The sequence below is a fragment of the Vibrio antiquarius genome (assembly GCF_000024825.1).
Lineage (GTDB): Bacteria > Pseudomonadota > Gammaproteobacteria > Enterobacterales > Vibrionaceae > Vibrio > Vibrio diabolicus.
The window spans coordinates 2,385,270-2,399,811 of the sequence record NC_013456.1 but is presented as its reverse complement, the minus strand read 5'-3'; the positions used below and the strand labels follow the sequence as shown (position 1 = coordinate 2,399,811).

10 protein-coding genes are annotated in these 14,542 nt (G+C 45.5%); 9 read left to right on the top strand and 1 reads right to left on the bottom strand.

Annotated features, from left to right (window positions below):
• The first annotated feature begins 3 nt into the window (after window positions 1–3).
• On the top strand, window positions 4–588 hold the full coding sequence (locus VEA_RS11145) for a NapC/NirT family cytochrome c (protein ID WP_012841927.1): 585 nt from the start codon (window positions 4–6) through the stop codon (window positions 586–588).
• Here VEA_RS11145 and VEA_RS11140 read toward each other — a convergent pair.
• Window positions 545–2,023, bottom strand: coding sequence for a DUF2867 domain-containing protein (locus VEA_RS11140; protein ID WP_012841926.1), 1,479 nt, complete (start codon window positions 2,021–2,023; stop codon window positions 545–547). The two genes, VEA_RS11145 and VEA_RS11140, sit on opposite strands and share 44 nt — an antisense overlap.
• A 95-nt stretch (window positions 2,024–2,118) precedes the next feature.
• On the opposite strand from VEA_RS11140, the gene VEA_RS11135 reads away from it, so the two are divergent.
• From VEA_RS11135 to fabV, 8 genes are all read left to right on the top strand, one after another.
• Entirely contained in the window at window positions 2,119–3,495 is a 1,377-nt protein-coding gene (locus VEA_RS11135; RefSeq protein WP_012841925.1) for an MATE family efflux transporter, read from the top strand.
• Window positions 3,496–3,682: 187 nt separating this feature from the next.
• Window positions 3,683–4,354: an ABC transporter ATP-binding protein gene (locus tag VEA_RS11130; protein ID WP_005393230.1), complete on the top strand. Its 672-nt coding sequence runs from the start codon at window positions 3,683–3,685 to the stop codon at window positions 4,352–4,354.
• Window positions 4,335–6,788 (top strand): ABC transporter permease, encoded by a 2,454-nt coding sequence (locus VEA_RS11125; protein WP_005393229.1) that lies wholly within the window; start codon window positions 4,335–4,337, stop codon window positions 6,786–6,788. Before VEA_RS11130 ends, VEA_RS11125 begins: the two co-directional genes overlap by 20 nt.
• Entirely contained in the window at window positions 6,788–7,912 is a 1,125-nt protein-coding gene (locus VEA_RS11120) for a lipocalin-like domain-containing protein (RefSeq protein ID WP_006742627.1), read from the top strand. The genes VEA_RS11125 and VEA_RS11120 overlap by 1 nt, the downstream gene beginning before the upstream one ends.
• 329 nt (window positions 7,913–8,241) lie before the next feature.
• Window positions 8,242–9,393, top strand: a complete 1,152-nt coding sequence (gene nhaA / locus VEA_RS11115; protein WP_006742626.1) for a Na+/H+ antiporter NhaA — start codon at window positions 8,242–8,244, stop codon at window positions 9,391–9,393.
• Window positions 9,394–10,115: 722 nt separating this feature from the next.
• A complete protein-coding gene (gene psrA, locus VEA_RS11105; RefSeq protein WP_005393225.1) occupies window positions 10,116–10,760 on the top strand; it encodes a TetR family transcriptional repressor PsrA in 645 nt (214 codons plus the stop codon).
• A gap of 62 nt (window positions 10,761–10,822) precedes the next feature.
• Window positions 10,823–13,105: an acyl-CoA dehydrogenase gene (locus VEA_RS11100; protein ID WP_006742625.1), complete on the top strand. Its 2,283-nt coding sequence runs from the start codon at window positions 10,823–10,825 to the stop codon at window positions 13,103–13,105.
• 174 nt (window positions 13,106–13,279) lie between these two features.
• Window positions 13,280–14,482 carry an enoyl-ACP reductase FabV gene (gene fabV / locus VEA_RS11095; RefSeq protein WP_006742624.1) on the top strand — a complete coding sequence of 401 codons (1,203 nt, stop codon included), beginning with the start codon at window positions 13,280–13,282 and terminating at the stop codon, window positions 14,480–14,482.
• Window positions 14,483–14,542 lie beyond the last annotated feature (60 nt).

The window sequence follows — 14,542 nt, the reverse complement described above, 5'->3', positions numbered from 1 at the left end:
CCAATGAGTTTATGGCGTAAACCAAACAGAAAATGGATGCTCGGCATACCAATTGGTGGCTTATTGGCGTTTATCCTTGGTGGGGCGGCCCTCAGTGTTTTCCACTTTGGAATGGATTACACCAATCGCAACGAGTTTTGTTACAGTTGCCATATTGGGATGGATACGATAGTTGAGGAGTACCAAGCATCTCCACACTTCAAAAATGCTCAGGGTGTGGTTGCCGCTACGTGCAGTGATTGCCATGTCCCTAGGGAGTTTTTTGCTAAAATCGCATTGAAAATCGGCGCTACAGCCGACATCTATCACAAACTGACTGGAGAAATTACGTTAGAGAACTTCGAGGCGGAGCATCGTCCGAGGTTGGCTGCTGAAGTCACACAGCAGTTTATCGAGAATAAATCAAAACAGTGTCGATATTGCCATTCCGTTGACAAGATGGATTTCGAAGCGCAAGGACGAACCGTTGCGCGTCGACATCAAATGATGGAAAGTCGAGAGCAATCGTGCATTGATTGCCATGCGGGGATTGCTCATCACCTGCCTATTTCTCTAGATTCTCCAGAGACTGTCCCACCTGAGGAGTAATACTGATACTTTCGGCTTCTTTCGCGATGGCTTTGACCATGCCTTTGAATATGAATAGATGGGCTGGCATCATGGCAAACCAGTAAAGCAGCCCGAGAAACCCCTGCGGGTGCCACCAAGCGGTGATATCCAGTTCTCGTTCATCACCATGGTCTTTGATGGTAATTTCTAAACGTCCAAGCCCCGGGCCTTTCATCCCAAAAAACAGTGAGAGGAACTGATCTTCCTCGCAGCGAATCACTTTCCAAGAGTCAATATAATCGCCGACTTTGAGCTCCGGCCCCGGAGGAGAAACGCGAATCGGTTTCCCGCCACCAAAAAAGATGTCGAGCCATTCACGTGTGCGCCACAAAATGTTGGCAAAGTAATAGCCTTTTTCACGACTCCCGATTTTTTGAGCCACTTTCCATAATGCCGCAGGGGAGGCTTGAGTTTTTATGCTCGCACCGGCTTGTTTAGGGTAGTAGCCATACCCCGGTTGCCATCGACGAAGTGCCGCTGGCTCAAAGCCCCAAACATTACTGCGCACAAACGTGCCTTCATCTTGAATGGTATCGGATACCGCTTGCTCGTAGTTGATCAGCGTTTGCGGAAATCGTGCTTCAATCGCTTTGGAATCGGCAATGTAGTCATGCTCTAACCCCGCGAGTAATGCTTTGCCGATGTTTGCTGGTACAGAGGTGACCAAGCCGAGCCAGTACGATGCCATTTTGGGGGTAAGCAACGGTGTCGACCACAGCCGATAAGGCTTGTTGGTGATTCGGCAAATGACTTTAAACTGCTCGCGGTAGCTGAGTGTATCTGGCCCACCAACTTCATAAATTTGGTTTTCTTCTGGGGGTGATGCTTCGGCCAGCTGCAATAAATAGTGATTGAGGTTGGGTAGGGCAATAGGGTTGGCTTTTGAGTCGACCCATTTAGGCGCAATCAAAATAGGTAAGTTGTAGACAAAATCTCGCATGATCTCGAAAGCCGCGGAGCCGGGGCCAATGATGACGCCTGCACGCAATTCAGTTACTGGAACGCCAGACTGTCGGATAATTTTGCCCGTTGCTTTGCGTGCGGCTAAATGGCGCGAGTTTCCGGTTTGCGGTTGGATGGCACTTAAATAAATGACATGTTTGACACGGCTTTGCTCCAATGCGTATTTAAAGTTCAAAGCAAGGTTTAGCTCGTACTCAACAAAGTCATCGCCTTGTGCCATTCCGTGTACTAGGAAAAATACCAAGTCAAAATCGTTCACCACAGCGAGCGTGGCTTCTGCGTCGGCTAGGTCCAGATACCGCAACGTTAAATTAGGATGGGGTCGAGTCCTTGACTCCAAATAATCGATATGTCGCGCTGCGGCCGTGACGGCGTAACCTTTATCTAAGAGTAACGGAAGAAGTTGAGAACCAATGTAACCCGAGGCGCCTAGCACCAACACCTTTTTCATTATCTGTCCTTTTAATCGTTGGTGGAATAAACACCACAGAGTATAATCATGAGACACTTTCCCCATTCTATCAATAAGTTGTCGTTGGAGCGCTTGTGACTTTTCTCTCTCAACTCTCAATACATGCAGATAAAGCATTCTTACGTCGCTTATTCGCGATCGCGCTACCAATTACACTGCAAAGCATGATGTTTTCTAGCCGAAGCCTCGTCGATGTGCTTATGCTCGGCCAACTTGGTGAAGCTGAAATAGCCGCTGTTGGGGTAGCGGCGCGCGCGACGTTTGTTACTACCATCATGTTAGTTGGGGTGACGACGGGTGGTGCATTACTGACCGCACAATATTGGGGGGCAGGCGATAAAGTCGGGGTACGTCGCAGTACCGCTTTAACATGGATGATAGCCATGGTGTTTGCCGCCATTGCCGTTGCTTTGTTTGTTATTTTCCCACAGCCAGTCATGAAACTGACTACAGACTCACAAGAAGTGATTGAGTTAGGGGCCAGCTATCTAATTATTTCATCCGTTAGCATGTTTGCTGTTGCGTGTGTCGCTAGTATGTCGGTGGGGTTGAGAGCGATGCACCAACCGGGGCTGAGCACATTTTTTAGTGGTATAGGCATTCTGTCTAATGTTTTCCTCAACTGGGTGTTAATTTTTGGTCACTTAGGTTTTCCTGCTTTAGGGATTACAGGGGCAGCCATTGCAACGGTTAGCAGTGGCGCTATCGAAGTCGGTTGTCTATTTGGCTATTTATGGCTGAAGAAACACATAATTGCATTTGGTTGGGATGATATACGCGCAGGTTTGGTTTTAGACAAAATAACGCGTTTCTTGAGCCTTTCCTTACCGACCACATTTAACTTTTTGGCATGGGCTGGTGGATTGTTCGCTTACCATGCCATCATGGGGCAAGCGGGTGTGCAAGGTTTGGCAGCGTTGTCGGTGATGACGCCCGTTGAGTCAATCGCTCTCGCTATGATGATTGGCCTATCGAATGCAGCTGCGGTTTTAGTGGGTAACCAACTCGGCGCGAAAAACTTTGAACCTGTGTATTACCAAGCTTGGGCTACGGTCATTTTGAATGTGTTTATCGCATTTGTGGTCGCTGTTGTATTGATAGTGTCCAATCAATGGATCCTTAATGCGTTTAGTGCACTGACAGCGGATACTCGCCAGTTAGCTGAACAGTTTTTGGTGATTCTTGCTTTAGGTGTCGTACTACGCTCGGTGCCGATGATGGTCATTGTTGGGATATTACGTGCAGGTGGTGACGTTAAGTTTTGTTTGTATCAAGACATTCTTGCGCAGTGGGTGATCGGGATTCCACTCGCGGCATTTGCAGCGATTCAGCTCGGTTGGGACCCACAATGGGTTTACTTACTCTTTTTGACCGAGGAAGTTGTGAAGTGGACGATTTGTCTGCCAAGAATGGTGAGCCGAAAATGGATGAAAAACCTTATCGGTCAATAGAGGTAAACAGAGCTTTCTGCAGCTGCAAAAATCTGCTCAATACGTCAACAAAATTAGCAACAGAAAGTGAATCGAGTTGCATTTGTACTCTCATAGTGTGATCAAGCATTCAAAATACTTTCTACTAACAGGATTTTAGTGTAGATTCTGATCCCAATTTTTAAATACCATCCGAGCGGCATAATCAATGTTAAAACTGTCAGACCTATGTAAAGGCTATGTAGACGGGGGAGAATTTCACCCTGTATTACAAGGGGCAGAATTAACATTACAGCAAGGTGACCAAGTCGCTCTGATGGGAGAAAGTGGTTCGGGTAAAAGTACTTTGCTGAACTTAATTGCCGGACTGGATACTGCAGACTCTGGTGAAGTTCAGTTTCCAAATTTTGCCATGCATGATGCGCCAGAGCATTTGAGAACCCTTTATCGCCGCAACAATATTGGTAATATCTTCCAACAGTTCAACCTGCTTCCTACGCTCAATATTGCCGACAATATTCGTTTTTGTCGTCAGTTAAAAGGTTTGCCAGAAGATAAAGAGTTGTGGCGTCAAATTCTTTCTGCTCTGGATTTAATGCCTCTGCTAGGGCGCTACCCGGAAGAAGCATCTGGTGGTCAGCAACAACGTGCTGCTATTGCTCGTGCACTCTATATGGAACCTAAAATCCTACTCGCTGATGAGCCAACTGGTAGCCTAGACGAGCGAAACGCAGAAGCGGTAATGCGCTTATTGACGAGTCTCGCTCGCCAGCTGGAGTGTACTTTGCTGTTAGTGACGCACAGTGAAAAAGTGGCGGCCCATATGGAAGGTAAGATTCGACTTCAAGGAGGGCAACTGCATGTTATGGCCCGTAGTTAAGGCACTACTCGGTCATTACCGTCGTTACCCACTACAAATTATTCTTGTCTGGCTAGGGTTAACCTTAGGCGTGTCCCTTCTTGTTGGTGTTACTTCTATCAATCAGCATGCAAAACAAAGTTATGCGACAGGAGAAAAGCTTTTCTCCAATCCTTTGCCATACCGAATCCGAACTAAACACTCTGCCAATAAAATTCCTCAAGGTTTCTATATCCAGTTGCGCCGAGCTGGGTTTAACCAATGTGCGCCGTTTGACGTGCTGCATCTAGATGCTAAAACCGACATGAGCTTGATGCTGGTGGGGATTGATCCTGTCGCGATGATTCCATTGCAGCAAGGCAAATCTTTGGGTGAGATGCCCGTTCTATCATTAATGAAACCTCCTTATCCCATTCTAGTCAGTCAAGATTTGGCCGCTTACATGAGTTGGCAGGATGGGGACTTTATTGAGATGAATGACGGAAGTCGTCTCGGACCGATTCAAGTCGATAAAAACAAAATGCTCTCTGGGACTCGGCTGGTTACCGACATCTCATTACTGCGTATGCTCAAGCGGAGCTCAGGTTTGTCTGCGATTTCTTGTGGTGAAATGCCAGAGGAAAAACTAATAGCACTGAAAAACATGCTTCCCAATGGCATGACGCTCGTTAGGAATACGCGTACGGAGCTTGAGTCGTTAACTAATGCATTCCACATGAATCTCACTGCGATGGGGATGCTGTCATTTTTGGTCGGGTTGTTTATTTTTTATCAAGCGATGTCTTTGTCATTTATTCAGCGACAACGTTTGGTGGGTATTTTGAGACAGACGGGGGTCAACGGAACGCAGTTGGCTCAAGCATTGTTGTTAGAGTTGTCGTTGCTCGTCTTTATTGCGTGGGCGTGTGGTAACTTTTTTGGTTTGATCTTGGCAAATGAACTGATCCCTGCAGTCTCATCGAGCCTGAGCGATTTGTACGATGCCAACGTAGGTTTAACAATAGGATGGTCTTGGCAGTCCAGCTTATATAGTCTGATCATGGCAGCGATGGGCGCATTAATATCGTGTTTGTGGCCATTGATTCGTTTGTTGAAGTCACAGCCAATTCGTCTATCTTCTCGACTGTCATTAATGCGATTTGCAGGGCGTGAGTTCTCTTGGCAGGCTCTTGCTGCGTGTGCGTTTTGTGTCGCGGCAATCGCAGTGTATCAAGCACCGAAAACACAAGAAACTGGCTTTGCCATTATTGCGCTGATGTTGGTTAGTGTGGCCTTGTTCATGCCATTTATTATGTGGCATATGTTCCAGAGCTTTTCTTACACCATGCGTTGGGTACGTGTACGTTGGTTTTTTGCCGATGCGGCTGCGAGCATGAGTTATCGCGGTGTGGCAACAATGGCGTTTATGTTGGCACTGGCAGCAAACATCGGCGTAGAAACGATGGTAGGCAGCTTTAGGGATACGACCGATAAATGGCTGAGCCAGCGATTAGCAGCGGATATTTATATCTATCCGACAAATAACTCAGCAGCTCGGATGAGTGCGTGGCTGCAAAACCAACCAGAAGTCAACTCGGTTTGGTGGCGTTGGGAAAAAGATATGCCAACCGAACATGGTGCCTTGCAAGTGGTGAGTACAGGCTCTTCTGAAGGTGAGCTAGATGCACTGACGGTAAAGCTAGGTGTCCCGAATTACTGGTATCAACTGCACGCGACCAAGAGCTTGATGGTGAGTGAATCGATGGCCTTGAAGTTGGATATTCGCCCAGGAGACTTCATTAACTTACAGGAGCCACTGGGTGGAGACTGGCAAGTCGTCGGTGTTTATTACGATTATGGAAACCCGTATAACCAGGTGATGATGTCGCACCGGAATTGGCTGTATGCATTTGCAGGGACGGGCAATGTTGGCCTTGGCGTGGTGTTAAAAGATAGTGTCAATGGGGAGGGGCTGAAAAATCGCTTAGAAAATGTATTCCGCCTCCCGCAAGACCGTGTGTTTGATAATGGTAATATTTATAGTCAGGCAATGAGGGTATTTGATCATACCTTCGCTATTGCAGGAACCTTGGGCAACATCACGCTGATTATTGCTGTGTTTGGCTTATTCTTCGCGACATTGGCGGGCGAGTTGTCGCGGCAGCGGCACTTCTCTTTGCTGAGATGTATGGGGGTATCCGGAAAGGAACTTGTCGCATTAGGTGGTTTGCAGTTGTTTGTCTTCGGGGCCATTTCCGCAATTATTGCGGTGCCACTTGGTCTGGCACTTGCACACTTGATCGTTGATATTATCATTAAGCAATCATTCGGCTGGTCTCTGGAGCTTCAAACGATCCCTTGGGAATACGCTCAAACTATTGCTTGGGCGATGCTTGCCATCATGATTGCTGGCGCATTGCCAGTTATTAGAATGATTAAGAGTACGCCAATGAAGTCATTAAGGGATGCGTTGTAATGAAAAAAGTGGGCTCTAAAAAACGCTTGTTAGTTTCAACGATGATTGTTATTACGTTTGCCTTTTTGACCGGGGCTGCTTTTTACTCAACTTTTTGGTTGGAAGCGACAGCGACACAAGAAAGCGAGCTTAATTCTATTCTAACGCGTGAAAATCAAACGATTTTCGAACCTGTATTACCTGACGAGCATGTCTCTTTACCGTCAGACTTTCGCTTTCATCCCGAGTACCAACATGAATGGTGGCACTACTTTGCGAAACTGAAAGATGAACAAGGGAAAATATACAACGTTCAATGGAGCTACTTCAGGGTCGCGACGGATGAGCGAGAAACCAGCGGATGGCAAAACCCTCAACTGTATATTTCACATGTTGTCGTTAGCCATGGTTCGCACGTCTGGAAAGAGCAACGTGTAGCGAGAGGCGGGATAGGCCAAGCTGGCATGACTAATCGTCCTTTCAGGTTATGGATTGATAATTGGACGTGGCGTTCACTTGGTGCAACGCCTTTCCCTGGTAACTTGAATGTGACTACCGATGCGTTTGGTTTAGATCTCAATACTATGACAAATGGCCCCTTTGTCGTGAATGGAGACAAAGGTTTTCAGGTTAAACATGCGTTGCAATCTGTTGCCTCTTTCAGTTTTAGTGCGCCATTTTTAAAGGTGAAAGGGAGTTTGAACATTAATGGCAAACGCTTCTCTGTTGCTGGCTCTGCTTGGGCTCAGAAAGAGTGGGGCAGTGGCTTAATTGGTGAAGGGCAACAGGGTTGGGATTGGTTTGTATTCAATTTAGATGATGGTCGAGCACTGACAGTCAGCCGCTATCGCCACCATGGACAAACACCGCATGTATTTGGCACCTTGTCCACACGCTCAGGTAAAGTCATTTATCTCTCAGATGATGATATCAGTATTAAACCAATGCAAGTGACCAGTTTATCAAATGGAAGAAGGCTGCCTTTGCAGTGGATTATTAATATTCCAAAGCATCAAATTAACTTGACCACTCGTATTATCAAATCAGATATGTGGCTTCCGTTTGTTATACCGTATTGGGAAGGTCCTACCTTAGCTTCTGGCTCCAACGAGGCTTGGGGCTTTATGCAGCTCACTGGTTATTAAATTCTGATAAAAACCACCCTAATGGGTGGTTTTTTAGTGGATGAAACTTCCTGAGTTTTTCTCAAAAGTATGGGGTTATCATGACAGTACATGCCATGTTATGCTGATTTTCTCATAATCTTGATAAACATTTGGCGCGATAACAACAAGTACGCGCTGTGATCAAAATTGAGTGTTATGTTGGAAAATACGATGTATAGTAAACTTCATATCGGAAAAATCGAAGTTTATACTCTGAAGAAGCGATTATTCTAAAGTTTTCGACCGCTATACACTCTTATCATTCTTTGTTAATCGTTTATTAAGATAATAAATATAAGGACGAAACCATGAACGATGTCATTCGTGACTTTTTCAAAATGGAATCAGCTGGTGGTATTCTTCTCGTGATTGCCGCGGCAATTGCGATGACCATTGCTAACTCACCGCTGGGCGAAACTTATCAATCTGTACTGCATACTTATGTATTTGGTATGTCAGTTTCTCACTGGATTAATGACGGCCTAATGGCTGTTTTCTTCTTACTCATTGGCCTTGAAGTTAAGCGAGAGCTACTTGAAGGTGCGTTAAAATCAAAAGAAACCGCAATTTTCCCTGCGATTGCAGCGGTTGGCGGTATGTTAGCTCCTGCTCTTATTTACGTAGCCTTTAATGCCAACGATCCTGAGGCGATTTCTGGTTGGGCAATTCCAGCGGCGACAGATATCGCTTTTGCTTTAGGTATCATGGCGTTATTAGGTAAGCGTGTACCAGTAAGCCTAAAAGTGTTCTTGCTAGCGCTTGCTATCATCGATGATTTGGGTGTGGTTGTTATTATCGCGCTATTTTACACCGGTGACCTGTCGACCATGGCGTTGCTTGTTGGCTTCATCATGACTGGTGTCCTATTCATGTTGAATGCGAAGGAAGTAACAAAACTTACGCCATACATGATCGTCGGTGCGATCTTATGGTTCGCGGTGCTTAAATCTGGTGTTCACGCAACATTGGCAGGTGTAGTGATTGGTTTTGCTATCCCACTAAAGGGAAAGCAGGGCGAACATTCTCCACTTAAACATATGGAGCACGCGCTTCACCCATACGTGGCATTTGGTATTCTGCCTCTATTCGCATTTGCCAATGCGGGGATTTCGTTAGAAGGCGTATCGATGTCAGGTCTGACTTCAATGCTGCCACTCGGTATTGCTTTGGGTCTACTGGTTGGTAAGCCTCTAGGTATCTTTACCTTTAGCTGGGCAGCGGTAAAAATGGGCGTTGCTAAGTTACCTGAAGGGGTTAACTTCAAGCATATCTTTGCGGTATCTGTGTTGTGTGGTATTGGCTTTACAATGTCTATCTTCATTTCCTCTTTAGCGTTCGGAAATGTAAGTCCTGAATTTGATACCTATGCTCGACTAGGCATCTTAATGGGTTCGACGACAGCAGCATTACTTGGCTATGCCTTACTGCACTTTTCTTTGCCTAAGAAAGCGCAAGCGTAAGATAAAAATGCGCTATTTTGTAAAGCCTCCCAATCGGGAGGCTTTTTTATACCCATAGTTCAGTACATCAGCGACTTAATAGCGACACTTTCGTATTGAGCGGATGTCTAGACCATGGAGATGAACGGAATCATCGAAAAGTTAGGTTGTAGATCTGCGGGCGAAAAAAAGCCCAGCCGAAAATTTGACTGGGCGGATACAAACATAGGAGTTAATAAGAAAAAAGCAGCAACGTAACAATTAGATGGAAACAAGTTTGACGGCCAGTGAAACTTAAAATGCCCTAGTTGTTACATTTATTCAGACCGAGCCTTTTCCAAACAGTTCCATTTTTTTTCAAAAAAATTCGATTTAATTCTTTCTGCCCGCTTGTATCGTAAAGAAGTAAGAGAAGAGGCGAACAGCGTAACCAACTTAATGGCGGTTTGAAACTCGATAGCCCTCTTTTCTATAGTAGCTATAAACTTAAATTGCATTTCAAACCCGCACCTCCTACTCCGACCGCCTAACGACATTGCTAGCGTTTCAAATACGATGGTTTGCGAAACTTGGTCATTTTCTTCAGGCGAGCATCATTTGCTTATTAGACTTAAATTCAAAAGATTAGATCACACCTTCTAAGTTCTGGTCAGACCAATTGGTGAAAGTGTGATGTTAATCATTTGTTAATCTAAAGTTTCGGGAGTATATTTTCAAACAGTTGTTTAATACGAGTGATTAAAATGGCCCCGAGAACATCAACAAAAGAAAAAATACTCGATGTCGCAGAAGGACTCTTTGCTGAACATGGTTTTAATGATACTTCGCTAAGAACGATAACAGGTAAAGCGAACGTCAACTTAGCATCGGTAAATTATCACTTTGGCGATAAAAAAACGCTAGTTAGAGCGGTTTTAGATAGATACCTAGAAGCGCTCATGCCGAGCATTAAAACCTCACTAATTGAGTTAAATACGCGTGATAGCTACGACATGGACGACGTCTTTGAGTCATTGCGTTTACCTTTGCGTACATTAAATGATGTACGCCCAAATGGTACTGCGCTGTTTATGTTGTTAATTGGCCGCGGTTATACAGACGTTCAAGGTCATCTACGCTGGTTCATTACCACCAGATACGAAGAGGTACTGAACCTTTTCACTTTCTCGATAATGAAGGCAAACCCGGAACTATGTGAGGAGCAGCTGTTTTGGCGACTGCACTTCACGCTAGGTACCTGCGTATTTACGATGGCTTCAAGCCAGGCTCTTTCGGAGCTTGCTGAAAGTAAATTTGAAAAGGAAGTCGATGTGAAATCTGTCGTCGATTTGCTGATTCCTTATTTGTCAGCAGGAATGTCAGCGAAGCAGTTGGCACAAGACAAATAAGAAAGTTAAACCAATAATAAAATTATGCCCAGAGCGGTTACGTGAACAAAAGGATCTGAACTATGAGCTCTCTACGAAGAAAATGGATTAGTGACCCAGCTTTTAAAGTGTTCAAAAAAGTATTGCCACCTCTCTCTAGCACCGAGAAAGAGGCGATGGAAGCGGGTAGTGTGTGGTGGGATGCCGAACTATTTTCAGGCAAGCCTAACTTCACTACATTGCACCATTATCCAACGCCGACACTGACAGCAGAAGAGCAGTCATTTATGGATAATGAGCTTGAAACCCTTCTAGAAATGCTTGATGACCAGAAGATTGTCAAAGAAGACAGGGATTTACCGCCTGAAGTATGGGAGTACTTACGTAAAGAGCGATTTTTCTCACTGATCATTTCAAAAGCGTATGGTGGTCGTGAATTTTCCGCTTTAGCGAACTCAACCATTGTTTCTCGTATTGCGACTCGAAGTATCAGTACCGCGGTATCGGTAATGGTACCGAACTCTCTTGGTCCAGGTGAGCTTTTATCGCACTATGGCACGCAAGAGCAAAAAGATTACTGGTTGCCTCGTCTTGCTGATGGTACCGACATTCCTTGTTTTGCATTAACAGGGCCCGAAGCGGGATCTGACGCCGGTGGTATACCAGATCAAGGCGTAGTTTGTTATGGCACTCACGAAGGCAAAGAAGTGCTTGGCGTGCGAGTTAGCTGGAATAAACGCTACATCACACTTGCGCCAGTGGCGACAGTGCTCGGATTAGCATTTAAGCTACAGGATCCAGAAGGGCTACTTGGTGATAAGAAAGAGGTTGGAATCACATGTGCGCTGATCCCCGCTGACCATGAAGGTGTCGAGATAGGCGAGCGCCATGATCCTCTGGGTTCTGCATTCATGAATGGTCCGACTCGTGGTGAAGATGTCTTCATCCCTATGGACTGGTTGATCGGTGGCGCTGATTACGCAGGTAAAGGTTGGCGTATGCTGGTTGAGTGTCTTTCTGCTGGTCGTGGTATCTCTCTCCCAGCGCTTGGCACAGCGATTGGCCACCTTACTACACGTACAACCGGTGCTTATGCTTACGTACGTAAACAGTTTGGTATGTCGATCGGTAAGTTTGAGGGTGTCGCAGAAGCTATGGGGCGTATTGGTGGCCTTACTTATCTACTAGAAGCAACACGTACGCTGACGACGACTTCTCTCGATATGAAAGAAAAACCTGGGATTGTAACCGCGATTGCCAAGTACCACATGACGGAAATTGCGCGTACTATTCTAAATGATTCGTTTGATATTCATGCAGGTCGTGCGATTCAAGATGGCCCAATGAACTATCTTGCTAAACACTATCTCGGTATCCCAGTTGCGATCACTGTTGAAGGCGCGAATATTCTGACTCGTAACCTGATGATATTTGGTCAAGGTGCGACTCGTTGTCACCCATATGTACTGAAAGAAATGGAAGCCGCGGCGAATCCAGATTCTGAACAAGGGGCGAAAGAATTTGACAACTTGCTCTTTAAACACATCAAACATGCGGTAGGCAATACATTTGGTGCATTTGGCGCGGCGCTAACTGGTTCTCGGTTTGTAAAAGCGCACATGAGTGGCCCAACACAGCAGTACTATAAAGAAATCACAAGATTAAGCCGAGCGCTTGCCGTTAGTGCTGACTTCGCGATGTTAACACTAGGCGGTGATTTGAAGCGTAAAGAAATGATTTCCGCACGTCTGGGTGATGGCTTAAGTTATCTATATATGGCGTCTGCCGCACTGAAAAAGTATGAAGATGAAGGACGTCAACAAGGCGATCTAGATTTTGTCCACTACGCCGTGCAACATTGTTTGTATAACGCATCTAAGTCATTAAATGAGGCTTATACCAACTTCCCTGTGAAATACGTTGGCGGTGTGCTGAAAGGGTTATTGTTCCCACTTGGTAATCATTTTAATAAGCCAAGCGATGAACTGTGTGTGAATCTGGCGGAAGCGATGATGACGCCAGGAGCACAACGTGATCGACTCACGCATCTTTGCTACATCGGAAAATCCGACGACGACAGCGTAGGCTTAATGGAGAATGCCTTCCTCGCAATGTACGAAATCAAACCATTAGAGCGTAAGCTTATGAAGGCGGCGAAGGATGGGAAAGTGGCTCGTAAAGGTCTTTTACACGACCGTTTGCAGCAAGCATTTGAAGCTGGCGTGTTAACTGAGCAAGAAATTGACCAAATAATGGCGGCAGACAAATTGCGTTACAAGGCGATTCAAGTTGACCACTTTAGTCATGACTTTTCTGAAGTACGAACCGATTGCCCAAAAAAGTCGCATTTGAACCCGGCGGCATAGTAAACCGTTAATACTAAGAAAAGCACCTCAATGAGGTGCTTTTTTGTGTTCTTGCAGAGTGGATGTTGGGATAGTGCTCCAACCACTTGCCTTTTCAGAGCATTTTTACAGAAATTAGATGCGAAATCCCGACGAAACTTTTATCCTAACATGGTTTTTTAAAGGAAGTTGAATATGATCATCAAACCTAGAATTCGTGGATTTATCTGTACTACAACGCACCCTGTTGGTTGTGAAGCTAACGTAAAAGAACAAATTGCGTACACTAAAGCGCAAGGCCCAATCAAAAACGCACCTAAGCGCGTTCTTGTTGTCGGTGCATCAAGTGGCTACGGTCTATCTTCTCGTATCGCTGCGGCATTTGGTGGCGGTGCATCAACTATCGGTGTTTTCTTCGAAAAAGAAGGCACTGAGAAGAAACCAGGTACGGCAGGCTTCTACAATGCAGCTGCTTTTGAAAAGCTAGCGCGTGAAGAAGGCCTGTACGCAAAAAGCCTAAACGGCGACGCTTTCTCAAATGAAGCGAAACAGAAAACTATCGAACTGATCAAAGAAGATTTAGGTCAGATCGATATGGTGGTTTACTCACTGGCTTCCCCAGTACGTAAAATGCCAGAAACTGGCGAGCTAGTTCGTTCAGCGCTTAAGCCTATCGGTGAAACTTACACATCAACTGCTGTTGATACCAACAAAGATGTGATCATCGAAGCAAGTGTCGAGCCTGCAACAGAAGAAGAAATCAAAGACACAGTAACCGTTATGGGCGGTGAAGACTGGGAGCTTTGGATCAATGCACTGTCTGATGCTGGTGTTCTTGCTGAAGGCTGTAAGACAGTCGCGTACAGCTACATTGGTACTGAGCTAACTTGGCCAATCTACTGGGATGGCGCACTAGGTAAAGCGAAAATGGACCTAGATCGTGCAGCGAAAGCGCTAAACGACAAGTTAGCAGCGACAGGCGGCAGTGCAAATGTTGCTGTACTTAAATCTGTTGTAACTCAGGCAAGTTCCGCAATTCCTGTTATGCCACTGTACATTGCAATGGTATTCAAGAAAATGCGCGAAGAAGGCGTACACGAAGGCTGTATGGAACAAATCTACCGTATGTTCAGCCAACGTCTGTACAAAGAAGATGGTAGCGCAGCAGAAGTGGATGAGATGAATCGTCTACGTCTGGATGACTGGGAACTTCGTGACGACATTCAGCAGCACTGTCGTGAGCTATGGCCTCAAATTACGACTGAGAACCTAAAAGAACTGACTGACTACGTAGAGTACAAAGAAGAGTTCTTGAAACTATTTGGTTTCGGTGTTGAAGGCGTAGATTACGAAGCGGATGTAAATCCAGCGGTTGAAGCTGATTTTATCCAAATCTAATCGAATGACTGATTAGACAACCGATATACAAAAGGCGCTCATTGAGCGCCTTTTTTGCTT